Genomic DNA, 25628 nt, shown 5'->3' with positions numbered 1-25628 from the left:
CGAAAGGAGGATCCACCATTTTGGGGATCCTCCTTTCATCTGACCTCTGTCGACAGATCATGATAGTGGGCGACACGATCTCGCCCGTTAAATTTCGCCCCGACATACATGGCCCGGTCCGCATGTCGCAAGACTGTATCGAGGTCTTCATATTCATAAATCGTTTCAATCCCGATACTCGCCGTCACCGTGATGCGCGTGCCTTCTGTCCCAAAATCATGGCGCTTCAAGGCGTTTCGTATCTTTTCGCCGACCAGATTGGCGGCCGCCTCATCCATTCTCGGGAAGACGAACACGAACTCTTCGCCTCCGTAGCGCGTCACCAAGTCCGTCGCTCGAACATTGCGAGTAAAGAGTTGACCTGCTTCAATCAACACCTCGTCCCCGAATGCATGACCGTATGTGTCATTGATCGATTTGAAGTGGTCCAAATCGATCAAGAAAACAGAGAGCGGATAGGACGCCACATCGTTCAAACGTTCTTTCGTCCAACGTCGTAGTGCCCGCTGATTATGTAATCCCGTTAACGGATCTGTCAAACTCTCGTGTTGCAAACGTTTGCGTTCATCGATGCGTTCGATTGACCAAGATAACGTCTTGAGGAGGCGGTTCACTTCAACCGCAATCGGAGTTTCGTATGCCCCGTTTGCCGTCGTCGATACCATGCAGCTGACCGCCGTCTCCGCTCCCCAAACGGGTTGGATGACGAGCGCCGAATGGTGTAGTTCCTGTTGGTTTCGCTGCAATTCAGGATGCCATTCATGGAGCGAGTCATAGACGAAACACGGTTCGTCCTCATCATGATACCGTTCAATCGTGAAGGCATCCGGCACACTCGGGATGACGCGACCGGTCATATCATAAAACGTCCGCTCCCCTTTTCGATTGACCTGTAGCCAACCACGCTCCACTTCGACGATATCACGTAGACCGTTCCAAAACTTCTCAATCAACAATTGCTCGCTGTCCACGCGGTACAGCTGTTCTTTCAAGCGTTCGACTTGATCGACTCTCGATTTGGTTTCTTCCGTCTCCGTCGCTTTCGACATCGTCATCTTTAGGACAGATAGTACGAAGAACGTGACGATGAGTCCGACATAACCGAAGACGAGATACGACTCGATGGCAATCATCGAGAACAAAAGCTCGAGTGACACGACGAGCCAATCAAAGCGAATCAATCGCCACATAATCGGGAACGGGATCCGTTCTCCAACCATGAAGTAGGATAAAGCAAAACTCATCGTCAAGACGAGGAACAAGGTGCCTAAAAACGCCAACATCGCCACGCCTTGTTGCATCAAATGAATCGGCTCTCCGATCCGTCCACCGAGAGCGATATAGGCGAGCCCCGGCAACAGAACGAGCAGACATTCAATCACCGTGTTGAGCGGATAGAAATGAAGGAACCGTCGTCGCCCGACGCGACGATTGAAGGCTCGCGCCTGAAACGTGAAGAGGAGCAATTGCCCCATCAACAGTGCGGGCGCTAGTCCGTATAAAAAGAATGTGATAAAGACAAACATCTCATGGAACGTGAAGTGAAGATGCCTGCGCTTTAAAGGATTCATGACGAACAATGCCCCAAGCGTATAGATGAACCAAAACAACGGCCAGTCGAACGCCTCAAGGTTTTGGAAAGTCAAATACGTCACTCCCGTGAAGACGAGCGTCCACGCGAACCAGCTCCGAACTAGGTACTTCCGAAATCGCATCGTCTTCCCCCCTTTTCTCGTTCATTTTTTCTAGTATGACCCGTAATGCAAAAACATTCCAGCAATTGTTTGAAAGTTGAGACAATGAAATATTGAAATGATTCCCAATTTGATGTTTCGCTTTTCTAGATGTCGGCAACAACTTGGATAAAGGGGGCTAACCATGGACTTTTCTCTATTTCTGATCACGTTTTTGATCATCTATTCGCTCACTATCACACTTCTCTATTTGCGGAAACAAAAGAATACGTAAAAGGGCGATCCTCGTAGGAGGACCGCCCTTAATCATTATTTCGCTTTCAAATAAGAAATTCCAATTGACCCGGATCCCGTATGCGCCCCAAGAAGTGGTGCGAGTGTATCAACTCTGATCGGAATCGTGTCACCGAGTTGTTTTTTCCACTCCTCAGCAAGCTCAGGGACATTTCCGTGGAAAATCGAGACGTCCTGACATTCACCGGACTCGATTGCCGCACGTAACACTTCGAACAAATGGGCTTGTGCTTTCTTGTATGTGCGGACCGTTTGATACGGGACAATCAAACCGTCTTCGAATCGAAGTACAGGTTTCAATTGAAGCATGTTCCCGATGAGCGCCTTCGATTTAGAGATTCGACCGCCTTTTTGCATCTGCGTCAAGTTTTGAAGCGTCAATTCGATGCGGACGTCCTCGACGCGCTTCTTCATGTATGCTTCCACGTCTTCAAGCGCATCGCCTCTTTCGACGCGTTCAATCAACTCCTCGAACATGAGTCCCATCGTATAGATACCTGCCCGTGAATCGAAGGCGAGCAACTTGAACTCCGCAATCTCAGCCCCTTGAACGGACGCCGAATACGTCCCACTCAGGTCAGACGATAGGTGAATCGCGATGCCCATATCGTACTCTTCTTTCAATTTTTCATAGAGTGTGACGAAATCCCCGATCGCGGGCTGACTCGTCGAGACGCGCTCTCCCGCGTCAATCCACTCGTAAACCGTTTTCGCATCGACTTCGATTCCATCTTTATACGGCTGGTCCCCTTTGACGACATAGAGCGGGACAATGTGGATGTCAGGATGTTGCGCTAATGCATCTGGAAGGACAATCGTGCTGTCCGTGATGTAAGCAATCTTCATAAAGAGTTCTCCCTTAAAAAAAGTTTTTAGTACCTGGTTATATTATTTTATCACAGGTGAAGCGGTTTCACTATTTTTTCAAAACATCCTATGTGTAGCTCGTCCAATCACTTCTCGAAAAGGGTATACCTTAGATAACAAATAAAGGAGGCATGTGTGGCATGATCGAACTACGGAACGTCAGCAAAATCTATAAGACAGGCGACGTGGAAACGGCCGCCTTGAAAGACATCGACCTCACCATCCGGGATGGCGCGTTCGTCGTGATCCTAGGTCCAAGCGGGAGCGGGAAGAGTACACTGCTCAACGTCATCAGCGGACTCGACACGGTCACCTCAGGTAAGATCACGTTCGGCGACACCGTGCTGACCGACCTATCCGTCGATCAGATGACTGCTTTTCGACGCGACCATCTTGGCTTCATTTTCCAACAATACAACCTTCTTCAAAACTTGACCGTCTATGAGAACATACAAATTGGTTCTGACTTAACGAAAGACCCGCTGCCGATTGATGAATTGCTCGAACAAGTTGGGCTCACAGCGGCACGTGATAAATACCCCTATCAACTATCGGGCGGTGAGCAGCAACGTGTCTCCGTCGCCCGCAGCCTCGCCAAAAATCCCGCCATCATCTTTTGTGACGAACCGACGGGCTCACTCGACGAGGAAAATTCGAAGAGAGTACTCGAACTATTGGAACGATTGAACAAGACGTATCAAAAAACAGTCGTCGTCATCACACACAATAATGGAATCAGTGAGATGGCGGACGATGTCATCAAGATGAACTCCGGTCGAATCGTGGAGGTGACCCATCATGAGACCCGGGTCGCGGCACGTGACATCCATTGGGGATAAGGGGGTGGCAACATGCTGTATAAAAACGTCTGGAAGACATTAAATCGGAAGTGGATGCAACTCCTCGCCATCGCCATCATCATCGTCATGAGTTCACTCACGTACACGATGATGTTCTATGGCATCAGTGGAATCGAGGTCCCGACTGAAGAGTATCTGGAAGAATCGAATCAGGAAGACTTTGCGATTGACATGCTCAATCGGGTGACGGAAGAGGAGTTACGCGACCCCGCTATCGCCACGCTCGCGGAAACAGGAACGTTCACATTGGCTGACATCAAACAAGCCGATGCGGAAGTCTTCAATCGTCTGATCGCATCGCGAATCGCTGCCGTCGAACAGGAGATGCCGGATGCTACGATTGAACTCCGTGACTTAAAAGCCATCACCTACACGTTCGATGATATTGAACATCGGGGATTGATCGTCAAAGAATCAGACACGATCAACCGCTCCTACCTCGAAGCCGGTGATCGACCGAGCGCGAATGACGAAGTCGCCCTCAATAAAAAATATGCAGAGGAGAACGGTATCGACATCGGAGACACAATCGACATCGGCAAACCGTTCACGGTGAGTGGATTTGTCCTCTTTCCGGACTATACGCTCCCACTCTTCGATGATAACTTCTTCAACTTGGACCCTGGTTCACAGACCCTCCTCTTGATGACGGATGAATCGTTCGAAACATTCATCGGGCAAGAGTCTTTCCGACTGTCCGGGGTGACCGATCAAGCGATCAAGACCGACATAGACCTCCCGTTTGTCGTCTCGGTCATGGAGACGGAAAATATTATCCGAAGTGGTGCCATCTACAGTGAGATTTCATCCGGCAAGGCGATGGCGCTCGGACTCAGTCTCTTTATCGTTTCTATCGCTGTCATCATCGTCGCCATCCTGATCTCAAATATGCTCGAGGCGGAACGAGGACAAATCGGACTGTTGAAGGCGATTGGTTATAGTCGTCGGCAAATCGCATCGCCTTACTTGGTGCTCATCTTGGTTTTCGCATTCTTTATGCTCATCATCGGTTATTTCCTGGGGCTTTATTTCGCGAACCCGTTGAAAGAACTCTATCTCGACTTCTATCTTTTACCGTCCATCACCATCGCCCAAAGTCCACTCGTGTTCGTGACAGCCGTGTTCGCCCCGCTCCTCTTCTTTGCGCTCGTTGCAGGAGCTGTCATCTATAAAATTATGGGTGAGAGCGCCCTTGCCCTCTTGTCACCACGGGACAATGTCTCATTGAATCGACTCAGTCGACTTGTCAGTCGCCTGTTGAGACGGGCGAGTGGCAAGACGAAGTTCAAATATTTGTATGCCGTCAAGAGCACGGGGAGTTTTCTCATCTTCTTTCTCGGGATCCTCTTCTCGACGATTCTCATCGTTTTCGCCCTCATGATGAACGGCGCCGTCGACCGTATGACCGTTGGCGGATTGAACGAAGCGGTGTATGAATACGAGGCGTATACAGACGGGACACCGGTTTTAGAAGCGGGACAAGAACCGTTCCTCACCTATCCGTTCGCCTTTGTCGAAGATAACCTGATCACCTTGAAGGGACTCGACTTCGACAACACCTTGTTCCCACTCCGAAACGAAGATGGGGATGTGTTGACACTTGAACCCGACGGCCTTGTCGTCTCCTCCTCACTCGCGCTAAAACTCGGCCTCGATGTGGGTCAAGACATCGATGTCGCACTCGACGGGGACACGTTGACCTATCCCATTATCGGGATTGCCGATGAATTCTCTGGCGACTTCGCCTATTTGCCCCGGGCGACGTTAAGTGAACTTCTCACCGCTGGCGCAACGGATGATCTGTTCAACGGTATCTATGCGACGGAGCGTCCGAGCGAATCGGACTATTCGACTATTCTGTCACGCCAAGGGTTGATTGATCAGTCCGAATCGATCAACCAATATATGAATTTCATGATGAATGTCTTGATTGGTGGAGCGTCCCTCATCGCTTTCAGCATCCTGTTCGTCTTGACGGCACTGACGGTCGAGAAGAACTATTACGTCATCTCCTTGTTGAAAGTGATGGGATATCAAAAACGGGAAGTCCGCTCGATGATTTTGAACAGCTACTTCATCTACGCGCTCATCTCCGCCCTCTTGAGCATCCCCATCGCCCTGTTGACGCTTCGAGTCATCGTCGTCGTCTTCGCGGAAGATTATGGGCTCGTGCTCCCACTTGAATTTGAATGGATCTATATCGTCTATACGCTCGGTGCAGTCGTTCTCCTCTTCTTCATGAGTACATTCATCAGCCGCCGAAAAATCGATCAAATCCCACTTCAGGAAGTTTTAAAGACGTATCAAGAATAATTCATGCCAAAATAGGGCATAATAAGAGATAGACCAGGTCTCTCCTGAGGAGAGACCTGACTTTTGCAGAAAAGGATGATACACATGAATCGTACACAAGTCATGCTCGCCATTCCCGGAAACTGGTCTTCCGCAGAAGGCGTCAGCGAACAAATCAGTTTACATAGTGAAGGCTACACGATGGCCGGTCTGTTGTTGCTCGAAGATGAGACAGGGAAGGCGTTCACCGTAGAAGTCGTCGAACGTGACCCAGCCCTCGCCGAGGCGATGATTCACGCGAGTTCTGGCGGGTTCACCCCGAAAGTCGCGAAAGGAATCGCTCGTCATACGCATGTCGTCTACTTGATTGTCGACGTCAACGATTTGACAGACGTCGCCGCTGCACGTCGTGCCGCAAACGCCGTCTTAAACGCAGGTGGAGTTGGCGTCATGGTCGAGTCAGCTGGTGTCTCTTACTCGAAAGACGAGTGGCAAGAATCAAAAGAAGAAGACCTCGCACTCGACTATTCGCTTCTCACGGCTATCACAGAAGAAGAGAACGCCTATATGTCATGGGGAATGAAAGCGTTCGGTCATGCAGACGTGGCTGTGCCGATGACACTCGACATTGAAGATGCCATCCACGTAATCCATTCGTTCAACTTCCACCTCATCTCAGGTGGCGCGATGTTCGGCGATGGCGACCATTTCGCCTTTGAAGACGGTCGCGCCTTCACGGTCGAGATGGGAGAAGATGAGCGGACGACCATCGACAACTTGTTGCATAACCCGTTTGGCTTGATTTATCTCGTCCCACAAGCAGCAGAATAAGAAAATGGAGCGCCCCGCGGTGCTCCATTTTTATGTGGTCGTCAGTTTCGCATAGATGGCGAAGAAGATGGCGAGTTCAATCATGATGATTAACGGTGAGACGAGGACGAATAGATGGAGGCCGGTGAACACGAGAATGAGCGCGACGAAAAACACGAAATAGCCCCAGTGCAACCGGCTTTCCGGGAAGCGATGATTGTGAAACACGAGCGTCGTCGACAAAAAGTAGACGAGAACGGCACCGAACGTCACCATCACTTCAAAGCGCTCATCCAACTCCCCGAGATACATCAGTTTCATCATGCTCGCCAGAACGCTGAGTGACATCCAAATGAACAGATGACCGTACAAAATGATTTGACCGGTCCCGACCGCGTCTTTGTCCACTTTCTTTTCGATGTTGTCAAAGTATTGCCACCAAATGGCGATGAGGACGATGAATGCTAAAATCGAAAAGCTGATGGACCGAATATCCCCGTCTTGCGGCTCGAGCACCGCCAAGATACTGATAATGGATTCCCCTAAGACGATGATGGTCAAAAGACCAAAGCGTTCGAGCAAATATCCTAAGTTTATGGGCGTCATGGCCAAGCGTTTCCGACCGATGATCGGTACAATCAAATCGATGATGAGCCCGAGATACAGCACGACGTAGCGCAAGCTTCCATCAAAAAAGATGGATAACGACGAGACGCCGATTCCAATCCAAAAATAGGTGCCTAAAAAGCGTGCCGCCGGGTCTTGAATACGTCGATTTACCATCGTATACTGCAAGACCGTCATGACGCGCAAACCTAAGTAGCCAATGAGAAATGAATAGTAGTAGTCATCAAAATCCACGTTCAAGCTCGCCGTCATAATTAATACGAAGATCATCTGTCCAATTACGAACAGACGCTGGTGAATCGCATCCTCGAAAAAGCGGTTGATGAACATCGTCTGCCCCACCCACGCCCACCAAATCGGGATGAACATGAGGACGAACTTCGAGGCATATTCGAACGGGATGACACCATGATGGGTATGAAGAAGGACATGGGTCGCCGTCGCAATCGCAGCGACATAAACCAGGTCATAGAAGAGCTCTAACCACGTGGCTCGTTTTTCTTCCATCTAGCCCACCCCGGTTCAGTTCGCCAACACGTCGTGATACTCGGCATGTCGGTCGAACTGATTTTTCGTAAAGGGACAGAGTGGGATAATCGTCTTTCCTTCTTCCCGAGCATATTCGACCACGGCGACAACAAGTTTCTCTCCGATTCCCTGTCCTCGAAGTTCATCACTGACATACGTATGATCGACAATCAGTTTGTCCGCCCCCGTCGGCACGTAGTGCAGTTCTGCCGATGGCTTCGCCTCGTCCCCGACGTAAAACGTATTTTCCTTCTGTTTAATTTCCATTTACTCACCACTCTCCTCTTCTAGTTTTAGCGGGATAAAGAAATGGTCACGCATCGTCCAATCCATCTCGTCCATCAAGATGTCAAACGATGTAGACAAAAACGCTTGGACTTCCCCACTCGTTCCTTCATCAAGCGGCAAGAAAAATTCACTCTTCTCCGCGTCATAATAAGCCGCTTCCGGCTGTAGCGTCACGGTCGGTAGCGGTCTGAACAGGAACGGATAAGGCAAGACAAAATAGCTCGGTCGTTCCGTCACATCATCCCCAAGCCAAAATCCAAATTCAATCAACTGTTCATCGAAGGCGACGCGCTCGATCACTTTGTCTTCCGGAAACGGATGCTCGATCGGATAGATGACGAGCGAGGACACGTCGAACGTCCCCCAAAAGAGTGCCGGTTTGATTTTCCGGCATCGTAGCTTCGATAGGTATGTCAGCTGTTCGTGCGCCGCCCGTTGAAACAGCCTTAATCCTTGCCGGGCATACGCCGCATCATAAGCGAGCGGTGTCTCGTCCGTATCGAGAAGTCCTTGGAAGGTCATCTCCTGTGGTTTCGGGTTGATGCGTATGTCGACCCCATGCGTCCGCAGTCGATTGAATAAGTCGTCATGATAGGACTTGATTGTCTTCCCCGCTTCAATCGGGATGGCGTCTGTCTGATCTTCGACATGAACGACAAGGCAAGAACTTAGTAGATCCACATCAAGCTGGAGTGCCCGTTCCCCTTCAAACAACAGCCCTGTCGTGAACCCATTAACCGTGAGCGGTAGCGAGACATGCCCCCATTGCGGCTCAGGTGGGGCCAGTTGGAGTCTAATCTTCCCTAGTAGTTGGGAAATCAAATGCAAGGTCAACTTTGTATCATGCCAGTCCGAATGTAGTGGAATCTGCATCATCCATCATCCTCTCATCCTTTACACGCGCCACTATGGTCGCAAATCGGTCGCTTCCCGGATTGTCCACACCCGCAGAGCGTGGCCCGATACGTGGAGATGACCTCATCTCCTTGCTCGATTTGAAGGTCTCCACGCACCTCGATTTGTTGCCAGTCGTTTAATTTAACAGACGTCGGGACGTCCGGTTCCTCCGCATCTCCACCATCCTTCCGAACGAACTGCAGCGCACCGCTCGGGCAGCGTTCAATCACCGTCGCGACATCAGGAGCCTCGGCCCCATCCGGTAAGATCCACGGCTTCCGTTTCGTATCGAACACTTCCGGCAATCCCCGTACGCATTCCGTCGCATGGACGCAGAGCGACACATCATAGTACACATCAATCGATTCTCCCACGTATTGTTTGCCTCGCATCGAATCACCCCTTATGTGTTTGCGGGTATTTACCCGTTACACTATGAAAAAAACCCATCATCCCATGACAGGATGATGGGTCATATTCACGCTTGTCTCATTTCTTGCATGCGTTCGAGTTGATGCGTCAGTTCGCCGATCGGCACGAATCGTGCCCGGCGGAGCATTTCTTTCCCGTTGATGAAAAAGAGGACGACCGGCACGGTAAAGATGGAGAAGGCGCCTGCGACTTCCGGCACTTCATCCGAGTCTACCGCGACCGCCACAATTTCTGGGAACTGATGGAGCATCTCTTCAATCTGAGGTTTCAGCGCATGACAGACACTGCATCCCGGATGTGACACGTAGACGAGCAGCTGTTCCGTGCTCTCAATCCGTTCATTCAATCCAGTCAAGGTTGTCATTGCTTCCATCTTGCATTCCTCCTACTTGATTAAGAGTTGAGCCACAAGACACCGACCGTCTCAAATCCGGCATGTACCGCAATCGAGGGACAGAATCGAGTCCGTACGACTTCAAGATCTGGTAATTTCGACTCGATGAGTGCGACGAGGTCATCTTGCATGTTCGGTGCGAGTGCCGTCTGAACGAACACCCGATTGTCCTTCACACCGTTTTCCGCGTGACGACGTTCGAGTTCACCGACCATCTCCGCATAAGCCTTCTTCAATGAACGGGCCTTTTTGAACGGGATGACTTTCCCCGTCTCATCGAGGGTGATGATCGGCTTGATATTCAAGATGTTCGCAAGGAACATCTCACCGGAAGAAACACGACCGCCTCGGCGCATCGTTTCCATGTTTCCGATGATCATGAAGAAGTTCTTCTTATCACGCCATGCTTCGAGAAGGGCGACGATTTCCTCCACTGACTTGCCTTCGGCTTCAGCGGCCTTGCCGATTCGGACGAGTTCTTGTTGCGCCTCGAGTGCGGCATGCGAGTCGATGGTATACACGGTAAAGTCAGCCGCTTCGGCAGCTGCTTTCGAATTTTTCGCCGTACTGCTCAATCCATTCGAGCAATGGACGGCGATGGCACAATCATATCCCTCTTCTTTCAAGCGTTCGTAGCGGGCGATGAAATCTCCGAAGATCGGTTGTGACGTCTTCGCTTCTTTCTTTTGGTCAATCATATACCGATGTAGGTCTTCGAGAGAGAGTTTGGTTTCACTATAGCCGTTCCCGTCCACGATCAATTGAATCGGAACGATATCGACACCGAGACTTGCTGCCTCTTCTTGAGAGAAGTTGGCCATACTGTCGGTAATCCATGCGATTTTTGTCATAACTAAAAAGCCTCCAATAGTCGTTCATTTTTGTCCAATCCCATTATACCTTATTTCCCGCCGCTATTCCTACTCGACCGAACGGGACGAAAAAACAGAGCGACACACGGTCGCCCTGCTCCTCTTCATTTGGTCGAGATCAATTTTGTATGGGCGAACTCATCATGCGGCAACTCGAGGTCTTTATTCGATTTCATCTGTTGAAGTGCACGGATGAGCGGAATCCCAAGCGTCGCCGGGTAGACGACGTCTTTATAGAGTGTCCGCTTGATGACTTGCTCCAATGAAAGCGGACGTCCATCCGCACTCACGACCTTAATTCCGACGACACGGTCTCCTATCGTCTGACCGTTTCGATACAACATACAATAGACTTCTCCGGCCATCGTCACAACGGTCGGTAAGTAATACCGTTTCACTTCTTTGTCTGGCCAAATCTTCTTACGGACTGCCTTTTCAATCAGTTTTGCCGGTGTCTGAAAGACGAGTTGGTCGATTTGACCAGCGACGGCTCGTTTCCAAAGTGGGACTGCCACAGCAATCATCCTTTCTCTCGGTTCTAGCCTTTCAATTCCTCTTTTACCGGCTGACGAAACCCTGAGAACGGACATCCACTTCGAGCAAACAGGTTCGGTGTCTTGATCTGATTGTCGTAATGCTCGTGAAAAACGTGCGTCGTCGCAGGAGAGAGAGGCGGGATGAGCCAACTCCATTGCCCGGTGACGTCACGCCCCGCGTCCCGTTCGTTTTTTTCGAACCGCTTGAACTGTTTGGCAGCCGTATGGTGGTCGACAATGGTCACACCTTCCCGCTCGAACGATTGCAGGACGGCGATGTTCAATTCGACGAGTGCCCGGTCGCGCCAAAGCGACCGCTCTTTCGTCGTATCGAGCCCGAGTGACCGTCCGACGAGCGGCAACAAATCATAACGGTCCGTATCGGCCAAATTCCTTGCCCCGATTTCCGTCTCCATATACCAGCCGTTAAACGGGACCGAGGTAAACCGTAGACCTCCGATCTCTAGTTCCATATCCGCAATCGCTGGGACTGCGTGCCATTTGATGGTCCGTCCGTCAAACAAGTCCACATCCTCGTGCCGAATGTCCACCTCAAGCACGGCCTCACTCGGCAACTCAAACAAGCGGACGTCTCGCCCGTCCGTGATCATGAGCGGGAGGATATCGAACGGCGTGACGGCTCCGACCCATCCGAGTTCTTTCGCGCGCTTCGTCATCGTGACGGACATCGGGTCTCCGATGATTCCGTCAGGTGTCTCATATCCCGCGTACCGAATCAATTGTGTGTTCAATAGTTTGAACTCGTTCGGAAGAACCGTCATCGTCGAACGGATTTTTCCGCCGTTCGTGGCGAACCGAAGGTGGTCGACAAGATGGGTGTAGACAGCCTCAAACGTATCGGCGTCCCGTGCGTCAATCACATGGAGTGTCTGCCAAAACAAGCGGCCGATGCAACGATTCGAATTCCGCCACGCCACCTTGGCACCCTCACACAACTCTTCCGTCGTCAATGAATAGGTGCCCGTGCGCTCAATTTCATCTTTGATTTCTCGGAGGCGTTCGGAAGGGTCGTCATGCCATTGCCGCATCCAGTCGCTCGCTTGTTCATACAGATTCATATCTAAGGTCTCCTCACTCGATTCTCTCTTTCTCCATCTTAGAGAAAAGGAGACCCCTGTTTCAACTATCTATTCTCACAGAAGACAAGTCGGGTACTCAAGACCGCTCTGGCTGATGGACGAGTTCGATGTAGTCGGTGACTTCTTCGTTTTCGCTCACTTCCTGCTCGAGGGCGGTCATTTGCGCCTCGATGGTCGGACTTGATTCGTAGTCGGCGGCATATTGATACAGCCCATTCGTCACTTCAGTCATTCGACGTAAGCGGACAGGCAAGTCTGTACCGGATGCAAAACGAATGATGAACGTGACGTCTGAATTGCTTGAGTCAACCGCTCTCAATCGTCAGGATGAACCGTTTCTCGGGTTAACGCCTGTTCGTGATACGGCGCAAACTCTTCCGCATCGGCTGGAGATCATGCGCAGTTATCGAACAGCAGTCCCATCTTTTCGTTCGAATCGATTAGTCGACCATTTGTACCGAGTACGTAAATGGCATCGGGATACTGTTCAATCAGGAGCGAATCCACATGGAACGGGGGAATCGGTCCAGCTGACAATATATCCGTGACGTCACCATTGACGCGATGAATCCACTTTTTGAAAATCGCCATACAAGCTCTCCTTTCGAAAGAGATGGAAGTTTCAAGCGTAAATTCTCGTGTTCATACAAAAAACTAGTTTTTAAAGCATTAATTACCAATCACCCATAATTGTTCCATTAGAAAACCCCACTCGTTTCAAAGTGGGGTCAATGATTAGTTGCGTTCGAGGACGAACGTCTTGTATGCAGGCACGTTTACTTTTCCAGTTGCGCGCTTGATTGTCTTCGTTCCGGCACGGTCGCCATCGACAATTACTTTCCAGCTCCCTTTAGGAAGGGTGACTTGGACATTTGTCGGGTTGGCGTTATGCGTGATGAACAAGTCGTTCTTTTGACCCGGTGCATCTTCGTCAATCGTGTATGTGATGACGTTCGCTTCCGCTTTGTGGAATGTCAAGAATCGTTTCACATCGCTCGCTTTTGTCATCCGAAGACCTGGGTTGGCTTTACGCATCTCAATCAGGCCTTTCATGTATTGAACGTCCGCCTTGCGGTCGGCCGCCCGTTTCCAATCGAGCTGGTTGATTGAGTCTGGTGATTTGTAGGAGTTGTGGTCGCCTTCCTTCGTGCGCATGAACTCTTGTCCAGCGTGGAGGAATGTCGTCCCTTGACTCGTCAAAATGATGCTTGAAGCGAGTCGGTGCATCTTCGTCTTGTCCATTTCTGATGCGGTTGGGTTCGTTAACTCTAGCTTATCCCATAACGTGTGGTTGTCATGGGCTTCAACGTACGTGATGGCTTGCGTCGGCTCTTTCGTGAATCCTTTAATCGTGTCGCTATAAGCGATCTCACCGACGATTCCCGTCTTCACGCGATTTTCCATGCCCTCTTTTCCGTTGACGAATCCTTTGTCCTCATCGAAGAAGACGCTGCCTTTCAAGCCGTCACGGATGTTGTCATTGAAGTGGGCGATGCCCGGCATGTCGTAGGCGTTCTTTTGATTTGCTTTTAATTCAGCATCGAGCGGCGTACCAAGGTCCCATCCTTCTCCGAAGACGAGAATCGACTTGTCGACTCGATTCAACTCCGAACGAACCTTGTTCATCGTGTCGACGTCATGGATTCCCATCAAGTCGAAACGGAATCCGTCCCAATGGTACTCTTTTGCCCAATAGACGACCGAGTCGACGATCAGCTTTTGCATCATCGCCCGTTCGGAAGCCGTATCGTTTCCGACACCTGTTCCGTTGGCAAAGTCACCACCCGCTGTGTAGCGGTAGTAGTAACCCGGTACGATTTTGTGCAAGTTCGATGCCTGTGCATCGAACATGTGGTTGTATACGACGTCCATGACGGCACGTAAATTGTTGTCATGCAATCCTTGAATCATCTGTTTCATTTCCATGATGCGTACTTTCGCATCGTAAGGATTCGTTGAATACGACCCTTCTGGTGCATTGTAGTTTTTCGGGTCATATCCCCAGTTGTACGTCGCCATCGGATTCGTCTCATCGACGGAGGCCGTGTTGAAGTCATAGACCGGAATGAACTGAACGTGTGTCACGCCGAGATCTTTGACGTGATCGAGCCCTGTCTTCGTTGCCGTTTTCTTTCCGTCAACGAGAAGACGCGTTCCTGGTTCGATGACACCGAGATACTTTCCTTTGTTTTGGATGCCTGAGTCGTATTTGTCCGTCTTCACATCAAAGATGGAGAAATCACGGACATGCGTCTCATAGATGATCGCGTCCGTCGATTGTTTCAACTTCGGTTTCATCGAATTCCAACGTTTTGGATCTGTCTCTTTCAAATCGACGATGACACCTTGGTCACCGTTCACGCCGACAGCCGTCGCATACGGATCGACCGCACGGACCTTCCCTGTCGCATGGGTCACTTGGTACGTATAACCGATGCCGTCCAGGTCACCACGAACTTCCGTTACCCACGTGCCGCGCTCACCGCGCTTCATTTGAATCACTTTCTTCATATCTTTGTCGTTCGTCGGTCGGTTCGTCGGCATGTTCCACAGTTCGAGCTCGACTTGTTGAGCCGTCGGTGCCCAGAGGACAAACTTCGTTTTCGACTTTTGGTACGTGACACCGAGTTTACCGTCGTATGCATATTTCGCATCGAATTCTTTCGAACGAAGAACTTTGCCGGCCTGGAGCGTCTGTTCTCCGAACTCCGGGTGCGAGGCTTTGATGACTTTCGCTAAATCGATGTCTGCTTTGAATTGAATCGTCACCGACTTGTCGCTAGCTTTTTCAATCGATTCCACCGTTGCCCCGTCTACGCTCAATTCATCGATGAACGCATCCGTGATGACGCGATTCGTTGTGAGTGTTGCTTGACGGAACGTGTCCGCCGAGAACGAGACAAGTTTTGGAGAGCGATCGATTTGTGGCTCTGAATAGTAGATTGTTGAATCTCCTTCAACGAGCCAAATCTCTTTCGCAGTCCCGAGAACGAATCGGTCTTCCCCATCCTTCTCCGTCCATTCTCCTTTTTTCGTGATCAAGCCCATGAGTTTCTTCGATTCCGGGTTGGCGAGTTTCACGTTCGCGACGGCACCGAAATCATCAGCCTCATCGAAGGCGATGCTCTGCCCGTCCCCACCGTCCGGCCAAGCCCAAAGACCCCAGTCCGTATATGTATTGTCGTAACGGAAATAATGAACTTTCATATCGATTTCCGTCGAAGCCGTCTCCCCGTCCGGGTTCGACGTATAGATGGTCGGATCACCCGACTTGATCCACACTTCAGCGACACCATCTTGAATCATATCGCTTGTGATGAAGCGGTCGTTCTCAGAACCTTTATCTTTGTCCCAATTATCCGTGCGGACGATGAGACCGATTTTTTCAGGTGAATCGACTGGGAATTCGTAAGCCGCCACCTTTCCGAATGCATCTTCCCCGTTGAATGTGAAGCCTTTGTTCGGGAAGTAATCTGGGCCGTTCGCCCAAAGCCATAAATTCCAATCCTTTTCGTTATCCGGCGCCTCTTGATAATGGACGACGACAAGCGTCGACTTCCCTTTATCTAAAGCAGACGTCGGCATCGGAAACATTGACAGAATCAGTGCAAACGTTAGCACAACTGCCCATACGGGTTTCCATTGCTTTTTGACCATGAGGGTCCCTCCTTGTAGCACTATTTTGAGAAAACGCTTACACAGAAATTGTAAACGGTTTCTTTTAGTGAAGCAATGTTATTTTAGTAAAGTAGAGCACTAAACACCTTTCCTCCACAAAAAGGATTGCTTTCCGAGAGTTCAACCTGTATATAGAATTTAAGGAGGAAAAACTTAATTGCTATCACTTACAAACTTAATTAATAACCTAATTGCCAACGCGAGCCTTTTGCTCGTTGGTCTATATCTGATCTCACGTTTTACCAAGCTCGGTTTCACAAATAAATTACCGATTCGGCGTCAGATGACCATCTCCATCCTCCTAGCAGGACTCTCTATGATCATCACGCTTCATGGTGTACTTTGGAACGCTCAAGCGGACTTTCAGTATGGATTTGTCCCACTCATCATTTCTGCTTTGTACTTTGGGATATCTGGTCTGCGTATCACGTATGTGACGAGTATTATCCTACTTCCGTTTATCGTTCCCGGAGAAATGCTACTTCTGATCACACTCCTAGATTATTCCGTAGCAGCTGGAACAGCATTTCTGTTCTTACGAATGCGCGAACGGATCCAGCCGACACAAGATATTCGAATCGTAAATATGATTAGTCTTACGTTCATTGCACTCTTCTCTATTCTCAACATGACGAACTATAAGGAGCCAAGTGCATATTTTATAACACTCATCTGGTTTTTATTCATCGGTTACGCGGCAGGCTTCTTTTTGCATATCGTGTATGGTGGCATACGAAAAATCGAACGCTCTGAACGTCTTATCACAAAATATAAAGAAGCGGCTTATACGGATACATTAACGGGGTTAGGTAATAGAAGACAGTTTGATGAGGAAATGAAACGCGTCGATGAAGAAGTGTTCACGTCGCCGAACGAGATTGCGTTGTTGTTAATCGATATCGATCACTTCAAATCAGTTAATGATACGTATGGACACGATGCGGGTGATGCAATTTTAGTCGAGCTCGGTCAACGTCTCTCTGGAATCGCGCGAGCAGATGACATGGTCTGCCGAAACGGTGGAGAAGAGTTCTCTGTTTTACTTGCCGACTGCAACCTTTCGCAAGCCATGTCGATTGCGAATCGCTATTTGACCGAAGTCTCGAAACAACCGTTTCAATTACCTGACAGTTCGACGCTTGAGGTCACCATTTCAATCGGAGTATCGAGCACTTCTGAACGAAAGGTCGTCACGTCCGCTCAACTAATCAAAAAGGCAGACATCGGTCTTTACGTCGCCAAACGGAACGGGCGAAATCAAATCGGCAAATGGAGTCAACAGAAAGCAAACTGACCTCTCACATTTGTGAGAGGTTTTTCAAAGTTTATTCCATTCATCGAGCGACTCCAAGTAACGAAGATAGCTCATCTTGATTTCTTCATCTGTCAAAAATGTGCCACTGCTTCCGTCGCTCAAATTTCTCATGTAACATCTTATAATCCATCCGCTTCACCTCACGTACAGCATATCAAAAGACGACGTCCGGCAGTTGCGGACGTCGTCTTGCTTAGTTCCCGTATTTTTTGAACAACTGATAATTCTTATTTCCACCTGACAAGTTGTACACATCGGTGAATCCGAGGTTACGGAGCACGTTCTGTGCCGCGTTGCCCGTCACGCCTCCGTTACAGTAAACGACGGTCGGCTTGTCCTTGTCCATGTCTTTCGCCGCTTCCCGAAGGTTACCGAGTGGGACGTTGACCGCACAATCGACACACGCCTTCTCGAACTGTGCTGCTTTCCGCGTATCGATGATTTGCATGTCTTCCCCGGCATCGATTCGTGCCTGAAGTTCGGCCGGCGTGATGAGTCGAGCCGCCTTGTCGATACTGTTCGAAAGCACCATCCCCGTATACATGACCGGGTCTTTCGTCGTCGAGAACGGTGGTGCGTAGGCGAGGTCGAGATGGAACAAGTCGTCCACTTTCGCCTTAAGGGTGATGGCCGTGACGAAGACGTCGATTCGTTTGTCGACTCCTTCAAATCCAACGATTTGGACACCGAGCAGTTGACGCGTCGCACGATCGGCGACCGCTTTAATCGTCATATCTTTTCCACCCATATAGGCAGGCTTATCCGGTTTCGTGTTATGAAGTACCTCGATATCGTATCCGAGTTCGCGTGCTTCTTTTTCGGCGAGACCCGTCTGTGCGACGGCAAGTCCGAACACTTTGAAGATGCCCGTTCCGAGGATGCCCCGATGTTCGAGGTGACCGCCCGTGATGACGTCCCCGGCGGTCCGCCCCATCTTGTTCGCTGTCGAACCAAGTGGACGCCAAATCGGTTTCCCTGTCACGATCGAGAAACTCTCCGCGACGTCTCCTGCCGCATAGACGTCTGGGATGTTTGTCTCCATCCGCTCATTGACGGCGATCGCACCCGTTTCACCTAGTTTGACTCCCATGTTCATGGCGAGCTCGACGTTCGGACGGACTCCGACAGACAAGATGACGAGGTCGGTCTCAATCGTCTTCCCACTCTCCGTGACGACCCGTTCGACGTGTCCGTCACCGACAAGTTCTGTCACGGTCTCTCCGAGCATGAGCTCGATTCCGTTCTTCTCGAGGTGTTCCTCAACGCGGCACGCCATATCCTTGTCGAGTGGTGGCATCACTTGAGGCACGCGCTCGATGATGGTCACGTCCACACCACGAAGCTTCAACTGTTCCGCCATCTCTAGACCGATGAAGCCGGCTCCGATGATTGTCGCATGTTTCGGGTCTGTCGAATCGACGAAGGAGCGTGTCGCCTCCGCATGTTGGATGTTTCGAATCGGGAAGACGTTGTCCGACTTCACCCCTGGAATCGGTGGGATGATGCTCGACGCACCCGTCGCAAGGACGAGGACATCATATGAGTCCGTGAACGTGTCACCCGTCTCTAAGTTTTCAACCGTCACCGTCTTCGTGTCTTTGTCGACTGACGTCACATTATGACGCGTCATCACGTCGATGTTGTAGCGCTTCTTGAAGAAGGCCGCATCGCGCGGTGTCAAATCGTCACGTGACTCGACTTCTCCGCCAACGTAGTAAGGAATCCCACAACCAGAGTACGAGATATCGTAATCTCGATCGTAAATCGTGATTTGTGCGTCTTCGTTGTTCCGACGCGCTTTCGCCGCAACCGATGTCCCTGCAGCGACTGAACCGATGATGACTAGTTTCATATATAATCCACTCCTCAATAAAGTAATAAGCTGATGTATAGGCCGAGCAACGTGATAGCCAATGTCGGAATCGTCAAGATGATCCCGACTTTAAAGTACTGCCCCCATCCGATTTTGAGGCCTTTCGTACGAAGGACGTGGAGCCATAGAAGCGTCGCTAGCGACCCAATCGGGGTAATCTTCGGACCGAGATCGGAACCAATGACGTTCGCATAGATTAACGCTTCCCGAATCTGTCCGGTCGTATGCGTCAAGTCGATGGCGAGCGCATCAATCATGACGGTCGGCATATTGTTCATGACCGATGACAAGATGGCGGCCAAAAAGCCCATCCCGAACGTGGCACTGAAGCTGTTAACCGCGAACCAATCGATAAAGTTCGCCAATACTTGAGTGAGTCCGGCATTTTGTAAACCGTAGACGACAATATACATCCCGAGCGAGAAGAAGACGATGGCCCACGGTGCACCTTTGATGACTTGCATCGTCTGGACCGCTGACGAGCGGTTCGCCATCACGAGGAAGAACAAGGCGATGACACCCGCGACGAGCGAAACGGGGATCTCGACTAAATCACTCGTGAAGTATCCGATGACCAGTAAACCGAGTACAATCCAGGATAAGCGGAACATCGTATGGTCTTTAATAACGGACGAAGGTTCAGCCAACTGTGAGGCGTCATACTGTTTCGGGATATCTTTTTTGAAATAAAGGTACAACACGAGCAGACTCCCCGCGACCGCGAACACGTTCACGAACACCATCCGCGCGGCGTACTCGGCGAACCCGATGCCAAAGAAGTCGGCTGAGACAATGTTGACGAGGTTCGAGACGATGAATGGAAGACTTGCCGTATCGGCGATGAATCCGGATGCCATGACGTATGCCAAGACGACCGCGTCCGGCAGTTTGAGAGCCCGGACCATCGCCAAGACAATCGGTGTCAAGATCAGCGCCGCCCCGTCATTTGCAAACAAGGCTGCGACGAGGGCACCGAGTAACGTGATATAAACGAAGAGTTTCACCCCGCCACCTTTGGCGATTCGCGCCATGTGTAAAGCGGCCCATTCAAAGAATCCAATCTCATCTAAAATGAGTGAAATGATGATGATTGCGATAAAGGTGAACGTCGCGTTCCAAATGATGCCCCATACCGTTCCGACGTCATCAAGATTGACGACGCCCGAAACGAGAGCGATGACAGCCATCCCCATCGCCGAGTAACCGATTCCGAGGCCTTTCGGTTGCTTGATGATGAGGAAAAGCGTCACAAGAAAAATTAAACTAGCAATCCACTGCACAATGTAATCCTCCAATAATCTCTATTTATTTTTTAGCAACTCGGCTGCAAACCGTGCAATACGAGTGTCATTCCCTCTTCTGTTGATTCAACGTCGAGCGTGACATTTGCGGACAACGCTGTAGCTTCGTTCGCCACGGCAAACGTAAGGTCGTCGAAGTGCTTCACCTCATCGGTCGCTTCCGGTGTCGCTACGGCCAAACCTAGTGTCGGTCCACAGCAACCGGCCTCCGTGATGATGCGGACCGATTTTGTCTGCTCCTCCTCTAGCGCTGTTTTTAAGTAATCGATGGCTTCATTCGTGATGTTCATTTCACTTCCTCCTTCAATAGTTGGGATAACGCGGAATATCCGACTGGCAAATGTTCTTGCCAGGCGAGTATCGTCGGACGCCGATAGCTGTTCACACGTTCGAGCCATAGGACTTCATTCGCGACTTTCGCGGTCAATAGTTTGCTCGTGACATCGAGTGGCGTGAACGATTGATTAACGACCCAAGCGAACGGTAGAATCTTAGCCCGATTCAAATCTGCTACGAGTCGTTCAGCTTCATATACCGGCGTCGCTTCAGGCAAGGTCGTGATGATGACGTGCGTTTGTTTCGGATCACGTAATTTCGGCAACAAATCTCGGACTGCTTCCGGGACAACGCCAGTCGAGCGTTCGAGTTCGCGATGATAACTCTCGGTCGCATCTAACAGAAGAAGCGTGTGTCCGGTCGGTGCCGTATCGATGACGACGAAACGGTCTTTCGCTTTCGCCACCTGATTCGCAAAGGCACGGAAAACGGCGATTTCTTCGGTGCACGGCGAACGCAGGTCCTCTTCGAGCATCATACGTTGCTCTTCATTCAGGTCCCCTGCTTCCTTGAACACATCCTGTCGATACCTCTCAATTTCAACTTTCGGGTCAATGGCATCGACCGTGAACGTATCTGCAATGTTTGTCCCAATCGTGAAAGCGACATGAGCGGCCGGATCCGTCGTCGTCAAATGAACAGAGTGCCCTCTTTCATGAAGCGCGACCGCAATCAGCGAAGCAAGTGTCGTCTTCCCGACGCCACCTTTCCCCATCGTCATGATGACACTTGGACCGTCCGCCTCAATCTCATCAACGAGTCGATCAAGTGATCCGTAACAACTCGAGTCATAGCATGCATCTGCGACAGCGACCGTCTCTCCGTTCACAAAGCGCCGAAGTGCAGAGACACCAATCAGATTTTCGTAAGCATATGGAAGTTTGAATGCCTCGAGGTCAGTTATGCCTTCAGGAAGTTCACGGAGTGCTTGTTGCTGACGCTCGATGAGCCGCTTCGTGTATCGGTCTGCCCCTTCATCCTGTTGGACAAGACCGTTGATGATGAGTTGCATTCGCTCGATGCCGATGGCGCGAAGTTCGGTCGCGGCACGCTCCGCTTCGATGAGTGTGGATGTTTCGGGACGAGCAACGAGAAGCAGTGTCGTCTCTTTACCATCAGTGAGCGTCTCAACTGCCTTTTTGTACTGCAATTGTTTGTCAGCTAAACCGGCAAGCGGACCAAGGCAAGACGCACCTGTCGTGTTCGTCTCCAAAAATTCATCCCATGCACTCGGCAAGGTGAGTAGGCGCAACGTATGACCAGTCGGTGCCGTGTCAAAGATGACGTGATCGTACGCCTCACGGGCTGACACGGACGTCAACAAGTCCGTAAATTGGTCGAATGCCGCAATCTCAACCGTACAGGCACCGGATAATTGCTCTTCCATCGAGTGAATGGCCACGTCCGGTAATACACCTCGATAAGGTCCGACCATGCGTTCCATATATTGTTTTGCCGCTTCTTCGGGATCGAAGTTGGAGATGGCAAGCTTTGTTTCCGGAACGAGGCGCGGCGTCTCATCGAGTTCCATCTCAAACACGTCTTGTAAATTACTGGCCGGGTCGGTCGAAACGAGTAAGACACGCTTGCCACGGTCGGCGAGCGTCAGGGCGAGGCTTGACGCTGTCGATGTCTTCCCGACGCCACCTTTCCCGGTCAAGAACACATAACGGGTCGGTTCAATCGTATGAAAATCAAATGTCTTCATGAGCATATCTCCTTATTTCTTCAGTGAGATGCGAACTTTCGGCTTTTCTCCATCTTTCTTGGCAAATGCGTCAACCGGTAGTCCCGTCAACTCCGCAATTTCTTCATCTGTTAAATAGGCACCCCGTTTTACGATTTTTCCATCAACTACTGTGAGCGGGAGCATCTCGAGCCCATTTGCAATTTCAGCTTGCACCTTGACATTTTCAACGAATCGATTCGGTTCCGATGCCAGATTATAACGAGCAACATCGAAGCCTCGCTGTTTTAACACGTAGTGAATTGTCGCCACTCGCGTCAGTTCTGGATCGATGGATGGACCACATAATCCTGTTGGACAGCACATTGCCGGTTCAAACACTTCAAGTTTCATCGTTGACTCCTCCTTAAATTGCACATTCGGTGTCACAGTCGCAACTCACATCGATTGTCTCAATCTTGTCGAGCAAATCGACGACAATCCCATAAAAAGGGCTCGTCTCATTCAATCGATAGTGGATCCATTGTTTGTCTCGGCGCTCTAATAACAGTCCAGCCTGACGCAACATCTTCAAATGACGGCTGATTGCCGGCTGTGAGATGTCAAAACAGTCGACGAAACTACACGCACACTGTTCTCCCGCTTCCATCTGTTTCAGCATGGTCAATCGAGTCGGATCACCGAGCACCTTGAGTACTTTGCTTAATTCTTCTGCAGTGTACATTTCCACTTCCCCTTCCTGTATAACCTAATTGTTATATAACGTATCCGTTATGAAATTACCATACTTTTCAACTTCATTCAATTGTCATTTCAAAAAAAATCCGTTATGATGAAACACGTTGTGAAAACACGTAACGTTGGAACATTTCCTTTCATATAATGTGGCATTTGATCTTCGTGAGACTCGAAGATCAAAGTCAAAATATAAAGAGAGGTGTGTTCTTCTTGGAAAAAATGAATACAATCAAACAAGACTGGCTCGGTAACGTCCGAGCAGACGTCCTTGCGGGGATTGTTGTCGCTCTCGCCCTCATCCCTGAGGCGATCGCGTTCTCACTCATCGCTGGCGTCAACCCGATGGTCGGGCTCTATGCTTCGTTCATCATCGCCATGGTGATTTCAATCGCAGGCGGTCGCCCTGCGATGATTTCGGCTGCGACCGGTGCGATGGCGCTCGTCATCGTCTCACTCGTCGCCGACCATGGTCTTCAATATTTGCTGGCCGCTGGGATTCTAACGGGTGTCATTCAAATCGTACTCGGTTATCTCGGCATCGCCCGCTTAATGAAGTTCATTCCACGCGCCGTCATGGTTGGCTTTGTCAATGCGCTTGCCATTCTGATTTTTCAAGCGCAACTATCCAACTTTGAAGGGGAAAGCTGGATCATCTGGGCAATCGTCGCCGCCTCGCTCGCCATCATCTTCTTATTTCCGCGAGTCACAAAAGCCATCCCTGCACCACTTGTCGCCATCGTCGTCATGACGATTTTAGCCATCACACTCGGTCTCGATACGAAAAATATCGGAGACATGGGAACAATCTCAGCAACACTCCCGGAATTTTTATTCCCGAACGTCCCGTTGACGTTTGAAACGTTGTTGATCATTCTTCCTTACTCGATTTCCCTCGCATTCGTCGGATTGATCGAGTCGCTCTTGACGGCACAAATCGTTGACGATATGACAGGAACGGACTCAAACAAAAACCGTGAATCGCGCGGACAAGGGATTTCGAACATCATTGCTGGGTTCTTCGGTGGGATGCCAGGATGTGCGATGATTGGGCAATCGGTCATCAATGTCTCATCGGGTGCTCGTGGACGTCTGTCGACACTTACAGCCGGTCTCGCGCTCTTCGTCATGATCATGACAATCAGCGACGTGCTCATGCTGATTCCGGTCGGCGCGCTCGTCGGGGTCATGTTCTTCGTCTCCTATGCGACGTTTGACTGGGGTTCGCTCAAAGCGATGCGTACCGCCCAAAAATCGGATACGGTCGTCATGCTCGTCACCGTACTCGTCACCGTCGTCACACATGATTTGTCACTCGGTGTACTCGCCGGGATTTTGACAGCAGCAATTCTCTTCGCTGCTAAAATCTCAAAAATCGATCTCGAGCGAAAGATCGATGCCGACAAGGCTCATTACATGGTGAACGGTCAGCTCTTCTTCGCCTCGACATCTGAATTCGTCAATCAGTTCGATGTGACAGAGGATGCTGAAGCCGGTATCCAAACAGTCACCATCGACTTTGCGAACACGCATCTTTGGGACGACTCTGCCATCGGGGCAATCGATAAGGTCATCTTCAAATATCGGGAAGTCGGAATCGAACCGGAACTGCTCAACTTGAACAAAGACTCGGAAAAACTGCTCAACACGCTCGCCCTTCACTTGAAGCAACAAGACGCGAACGCAGGGCACTGATTCATCATTTCCCCGTTTCGCCAAATCACCTATACTAAAAGTAGAACGTGCGAAAGAGGAGGAGTTTTTCATGGGAAAGGTATTTTTAGCGGCAGATGGTTCTGCCCACTCGAAACGTGCGCTAGAAAAAGCGATTCAGCTCGCAAAGGCGTCGAATGCATCGATTGATATCGTGCACGTCATCAGTGCGAAGGAATCAAAAGAAGCGGCCCTCAATTCGACAGGGAAAATCGACTTGGAGACGAAGCGAAAGCAGATGCTCAAGCCACTGTTCGATTTGACGGAAGCAGAAGGCATTGCCTACGAATACATCGAACTTCGTGGGGAGCCGGACGTCGAGCTCGTCAAATATGCGAACCATGAACCATACGAATACGTCGTCGTCGGATCACGTGGATTGAACACGTTCCAAGAGTTCGTGCTCGGTAGCGTGAGTCATAAACTGGCCAAACGAGCTCTCGCTCCTGTCATTATAGTGAAATGACGCATCGTCCCCATCTCCGTCGTGAGATGGGGA

At 50.2% G+C, this 25628-nt stretch carries 25 protein-coding genes; 6 read left to right on the top strand and 19 right to left on the bottom strand.

All coding sequences use genetic code 11. The features are described from left to right. Nucleotides 1-35 precede the first annotated feature (35 nt). Both KOG47_RS02750 and KOG47_RS02745 read right to left on the bottom strand, forming a co-directional pair. Entirely contained in the window at nucleotides 36-1715 is a 1680-nt protein-coding gene (locus tag KOG47_RS02750; protein ID WP_214690582.1) for a sensor domain-containing diguanylate cyclase, read from the bottom strand. A gap of 288 nt (nucleotides 1716-2003) precedes the next feature. Next, nucleotides 2004-2834 carry a DegV family protein gene (locus tag KOG47_RS02745; RefSeq protein WP_159562782.1) on the bottom strand — a complete coding sequence of 277 codons (831 nt, stop codon included), beginning with the start codon at nucleotides 2832-2834 and terminating at the stop codon, nucleotides 2004-2006. A 161-nt stretch (nucleotides 2835-2995) separates the two neighbouring features. Here KOG47_RS02745 and KOG47_RS02740 point away from each other — a divergent pair, with 161 nt between their 5' ends. From KOG47_RS02740 to KOG47_RS02730, 3 genes are all read left to right on the top strand, one after another. Continuing rightward, complete coding sequence (locus KOG47_RS02740; RefSeq protein ID WP_214690581.1) at nucleotides 2996-3694, top strand: ABC transporter ATP-binding protein; 699 nt, start codon at nucleotides 2996-2998, stop codon at nucleotides 3692-3694. Between the two features lie 12 nt (nucleotides 3695-3706). Continuing rightward, a complete protein-coding gene (locus KOG47_RS02735) occupies nucleotides 3707-6028 on the top strand; it encodes an ABC transporter permease (RefSeq protein WP_215243722.1) in 2322 nt (773 codons plus the stop codon). 84 nt (nucleotides 6029-6112) lie between these two features. Next, a complete protein-coding gene (locus tag KOG47_RS02730) occupies nucleotides 6113-6838 on the top strand; it encodes a hypothetical protein (protein WP_047795005.1) in 726 nt (241 codons plus the stop codon). Between the two features lie 30 nt (nucleotides 6839-6868). On the opposite strand, the gene KOG47_RS02725 is transcribed toward KOG47_RS02730, so the two are convergent. The 11 genes from KOG47_RS02725 to pulA form a co-directional block, all read right to left on the bottom strand. Further along, nucleotides 6869-7951, bottom strand: a complete 1083-nt coding sequence (locus tag KOG47_RS02725) for a low temperature requirement protein A (protein ID WP_196431082.1) — start codon at nucleotides 7949-7951, stop codon at nucleotides 6869-6871. 15 nt (nucleotides 7952-7966) lie between these two features. Next, the gene (locus tag KOG47_RS02720; protein ID WP_074036091.1) at nucleotides 7967-8239 is read right to left on the bottom strand and encodes a GNAT family N-acetyltransferase; all 273 of its coding nucleotides are present in this window, start codon (nucleotides 8237-8239) and stop codon (nucleotides 7967-7969) included. Then, nucleotides 8240-9133, bottom strand: a complete 894-nt coding sequence (locus tag KOG47_RS02715; protein ID WP_251125256.1) for a DUF5996 family protein — start codon at nucleotides 9131-9133, stop codon at nucleotides 8240-8242. A 14-nt stretch (nucleotides 9134-9147) separates the two neighbouring features. Then, the gene (locus tag KOG47_RS02710; RefSeq protein ID WP_215243721.1) at nucleotides 9148-9549 is read right to left on the bottom strand and encodes a (4Fe-4S)-binding protein; all 402 of its coding nucleotides are present in this window, start codon (nucleotides 9547-9549) and stop codon (nucleotides 9148-9150) included. Nucleotides 9550-9635: 86 nt separating this feature from the next. Continuing rightward, nucleotides 9636-9962 (bottom strand): thioredoxin family protein, encoded by a 327-nt coding sequence (locus tag KOG47_RS02705; protein ID WP_215243720.1) that lies wholly within the window; start codon nucleotides 9960-9962, stop codon nucleotides 9636-9638. A gap of 20 nt (nucleotides 9963-9982) precedes the next feature. Further along, entirely contained in the window at nucleotides 9983-10834 is an 852-nt protein-coding gene (locus tag KOG47_RS02700) for a DegV family protein (RefSeq protein ID WP_074036087.1), read from the bottom strand. A 125-nt stretch (nucleotides 10835-10959) separates the two neighbouring features. Next, nucleotides 10960-11379 carry an RDD family protein gene (locus KOG47_RS02695; protein WP_074036085.1) on the bottom strand — a complete coding sequence of 140 codons (420 nt, stop codon included), beginning with the start codon at nucleotides 11377-11379 and terminating at the stop codon, nucleotides 10960-10962. A gap of 14 nt (nucleotides 11380-11393) precedes the next feature. After that, nucleotides 11394-12470, bottom strand: coding sequence for a nitric oxide synthase oxygenase (locus tag KOG47_RS02690; protein WP_215243719.1), 1077 nt, complete (start codon nucleotides 12468-12470; stop codon nucleotides 11394-11396). 97 nt (nucleotides 12471-12567) lie between these two features. Next, a complete protein-coding gene (locus tag KOG47_RS02685; RefSeq protein WP_074036083.1) occupies nucleotides 12568-12810 on the bottom strand; it encodes a hypothetical protein in 243 nt (80 codons plus the stop codon). Nucleotides 12811-12884: 74 nt separating this feature from the next. Continuing rightward, nucleotides 12885-13082, bottom strand: a complete 198-nt coding sequence (locus KOG47_RS02680; RefSeq protein ID WP_215243718.1) for a hypothetical protein — start codon at nucleotides 13080-13082, stop codon at nucleotides 12885-12887. 144 nt (nucleotides 13083-13226) lie between these two features. After that, entirely contained in the window at nucleotides 13227-16148 is a 2922-nt protein-coding gene (pulA, locus tag KOG47_RS02675; RefSeq protein ID WP_215243717.1) for a type I pullulanase, read from the bottom strand. Nucleotides 16149-16326: 178 nt separating this feature from the next. On the opposite strand from pulA, the gene KOG47_RS02670 reads away from it, so the two are divergent. Beyond that, the gene (locus KOG47_RS02670; RefSeq protein ID WP_215243716.1) at nucleotides 16327-17463 is read left to right on the top strand and encodes a GGDEF domain-containing protein; all 1137 of its coding nucleotides are present in this window, start codon (nucleotides 16327-16329) and stop codon (nucleotides 17461-17463) included. Nucleotides 17464-17677: 214 nt separating this feature from the next. Here KOG47_RS02670 and KOG47_RS02665 read toward each other — a convergent pair whose 3' ends face one another. From KOG47_RS02665 to KOG47_RS02640, 6 genes are read right to left on the bottom strand one after another with little or no spacing between them, the layout of a single operon-like run. Then, nucleotides 17678-19336, bottom strand: a complete 1659-nt coding sequence (locus KOG47_RS02665; RefSeq protein WP_214690573.1) for an FAD-dependent oxidoreductase — start codon at nucleotides 19334-19336, stop codon at nucleotides 17678-17680. Nucleotides 19337-19350: 14 nt separating this feature from the next. Further along, nucleotides 19351-20637 (bottom strand): arsenic transporter, encoded by a 1287-nt coding sequence (locus KOG47_RS02660; protein ID WP_215243715.1) that lies wholly within the window; start codon nucleotides 20635-20637, stop codon nucleotides 19351-19353. A 32-nt stretch (nucleotides 20638-20669) separates the two neighbouring features. Then, complete coding sequence (locus KOG47_RS02655; protein ID WP_074036072.1) at nucleotides 20670-20948, bottom strand: Fe-S cluster assembly protein HesB; 279 nt, start codon at nucleotides 20946-20948, stop codon at nucleotides 20670-20672. Beyond that, a complete protein-coding gene (arsA, locus tag KOG47_RS02650) occupies nucleotides 20945-22702 on the bottom strand; it encodes an arsenical pump-driving ATPase (RefSeq protein ID WP_215243714.1) in 1758 nt (585 codons plus the stop codon). Before arsA ends, KOG47_RS02655 begins: the two co-directional genes overlap by 4 nt. A 12-nt stretch (nucleotides 22703-22714) precedes the next feature. Further along, nucleotides 22715-23074, bottom strand: a complete 360-nt coding sequence (gene arsD, locus KOG47_RS02645; protein ID WP_214690570.1) for an arsenite efflux transporter metallochaperone ArsD — start codon at nucleotides 23072-23074, stop codon at nucleotides 22715-22717. A 13-nt stretch (nucleotides 23075-23087) separates the two neighbouring features. Next, nucleotides 23088-23405, bottom strand: coding sequence for an ArsR/SmtB family transcription factor (locus tag KOG47_RS02640; protein ID WP_012727076.1), 318 nt, complete (start codon nucleotides 23403-23405; stop codon nucleotides 23088-23090). Nucleotides 23406-23638: 233 nt separating this feature from the next. Here KOG47_RS02640 and KOG47_RS02635 point away from each other — a divergent pair, with 233 nt between their 5' ends. Continuing rightward, complete coding sequence (locus KOG47_RS02635) at nucleotides 23639-25111, top strand: SulP family inorganic anion transporter (protein WP_215244178.1); 1473 nt, start codon at nucleotides 23639-23641, stop codon at nucleotides 25109-25111. A 70-nt stretch (nucleotides 25112-25181) separates the two neighbouring features. Continuing rightward, nucleotides 25182-25595 carry a universal stress protein gene (locus tag KOG47_RS02630; RefSeq protein WP_047794988.1) on the top strand — a complete coding sequence of 138 codons (414 nt, stop codon included), beginning with the start codon at nucleotides 25182-25184 and terminating at the stop codon, nucleotides 25593-25595. Nucleotides 25596-25628 lie beyond the last annotated feature (33 nt).

Source organism: Exiguobacterium sp. s121 (assembly GCF_018617245.1).
Classification (GTDB): Bacteria; Bacillota; Bacilli; order Exiguobacteriales; family Exiguobacteriaceae; genus Exiguobacterium; species Exiguobacterium profundum.
Note: the sequence above shows the minus strand (reverse complement) of the source record. Positions and strands in the feature narration are given on the sequence as shown.

Coding starts and splice junctions, on each gene's coding strand:
- KOG47_RS02720 (WP_074036091.1), bottom strand. CDS start 8,239: ATGGAAATTAAACAGAAGGAAAATACGTTTTACGTCGGGGACGAGGCG.
- KOG47_RS02665 (WP_214690573.1), bottom strand. CDS start 19,336: ATGAAACTAGTCATCATCGGTTCAGTCGCTGCAGGGACATCGGTTGCG.
- KOG47_RS02750 (WP_214690582.1), bottom strand. CDS start 1,715: ATGCGATTTCGGAAGTACCTAGTTCGGAGCTGGTTCGCGTGGACGCTC.
- KOG47_RS02655 (WP_074036072.1), bottom strand. CDS start 20,948: ATGAACATCACGAATGAAGCCATCGATTACTTAAAAACAGCGCTAGAG.
- KOG47_RS02740 (WP_214690581.1), top strand. CDS start 2,996: ATGATCGAACTACGGAACGTCAGCAAAATCTATAAGACAGGCGACGTG.
- arsD (WP_214690570.1), bottom strand. CDS start 23,074: ATGAAACTTGAAGTGTTTGAACCGGCAATGTGCTGTCCAACAGGATTA.
- arsA (WP_215243714.1), bottom strand. CDS start 22,702: ATGAAGACATTTGATTTTCATACGATTGAACCGACCCGTTATGTGTTC.
- KOG47_RS02715 (WP_251125256.1), bottom strand. CDS start 9,133: ATGCAGATTCCACTACATTCGGACTGGCATGATACAAAGTTGACCTTG.
- KOG47_RS02680 (WP_215243718.1), bottom strand. CDS start 13,082: ATGGCGATTTTCAAAAAGTGGATTCATCGCGTCAATGGTGACGTCACG.
- KOG47_RS02635 (WP_215244178.1), top strand. CDS start 23,639: ATGAATACAATCAAACAAGACTGGCTCGGTAACGTCCGAGCAGACGTC.
- KOG47_RS02640 (WP_012727076.1), bottom strand. CDS start 23,405: ATGTACACTGCAGAAGAATTAAGCAAAGTACTCAAGGTGCTCGGTGAT.
- KOG47_RS02700 (WP_074036087.1), bottom strand. CDS start 10,834: ATGACAAAAATCGCATGGATTACCGACAGTATGGCCAACTTCTCTCAA.
- KOG47_RS02705 (WP_215243720.1), bottom strand. CDS start 9,962: ATGGAAGCAATGACAACCTTGACTGGATTGAATGAACGGATTGAGAGC.
- KOG47_RS02630 (WP_047794988.1), top strand. CDS start 25,182: ATGGGAAAGGTATTTTTAGCGGCAGATGGTTCTGCCCACTCGAAACGT.
- KOG47_RS02730 (WP_047795005.1), top strand. CDS start 6,113: ATGAATCGTACACAAGTCATGCTCGCCATTCCCGGAAACTGGTCTTCC.
- KOG47_RS02745 (WP_159562782.1), bottom strand. CDS start 2,834: ATGAAGATTGCTTACATCACGGACAGCACGATTGTCCTTCCAGATGCA.
- KOG47_RS02735 (WP_215243722.1), top strand. CDS start 3,707: ATGCTGTATAAAAACGTCTGGAAGACATTAAATCGGAAGTGGATGCAA.
- pulA (WP_215243717.1), bottom strand. CDS start 16,148: ATGGTCAAAAAGCAATGGAAACCCGTATGGGCAGTTGTGCTAACGTTT.
- KOG47_RS02690 (WP_215243719.1), bottom strand. CDS start 12,470: ATGAATCTGTATGAACAAGCGAGCGACTGGATGCGGCAATGGCATGAC.
- KOG47_RS02695 (WP_074036085.1), bottom strand. CDS start 11,379: ATGATTGCTGTGGCAGTCCCACTTTGGAAACGAGCCGTCGCTGGTCAA.
- KOG47_RS02710 (WP_215243721.1), bottom strand. CDS start 9,549: ATGCGAGGCAAACAATACGTGGGAGAATCGATTGATGTGTACTATGAT.
- KOG47_RS02725 (WP_196431082.1), bottom strand. CDS start 7,951: ATGGAAGAAAAACGAGCCACGTGGTTAGAGCTCTTCTATGACCTGGTT.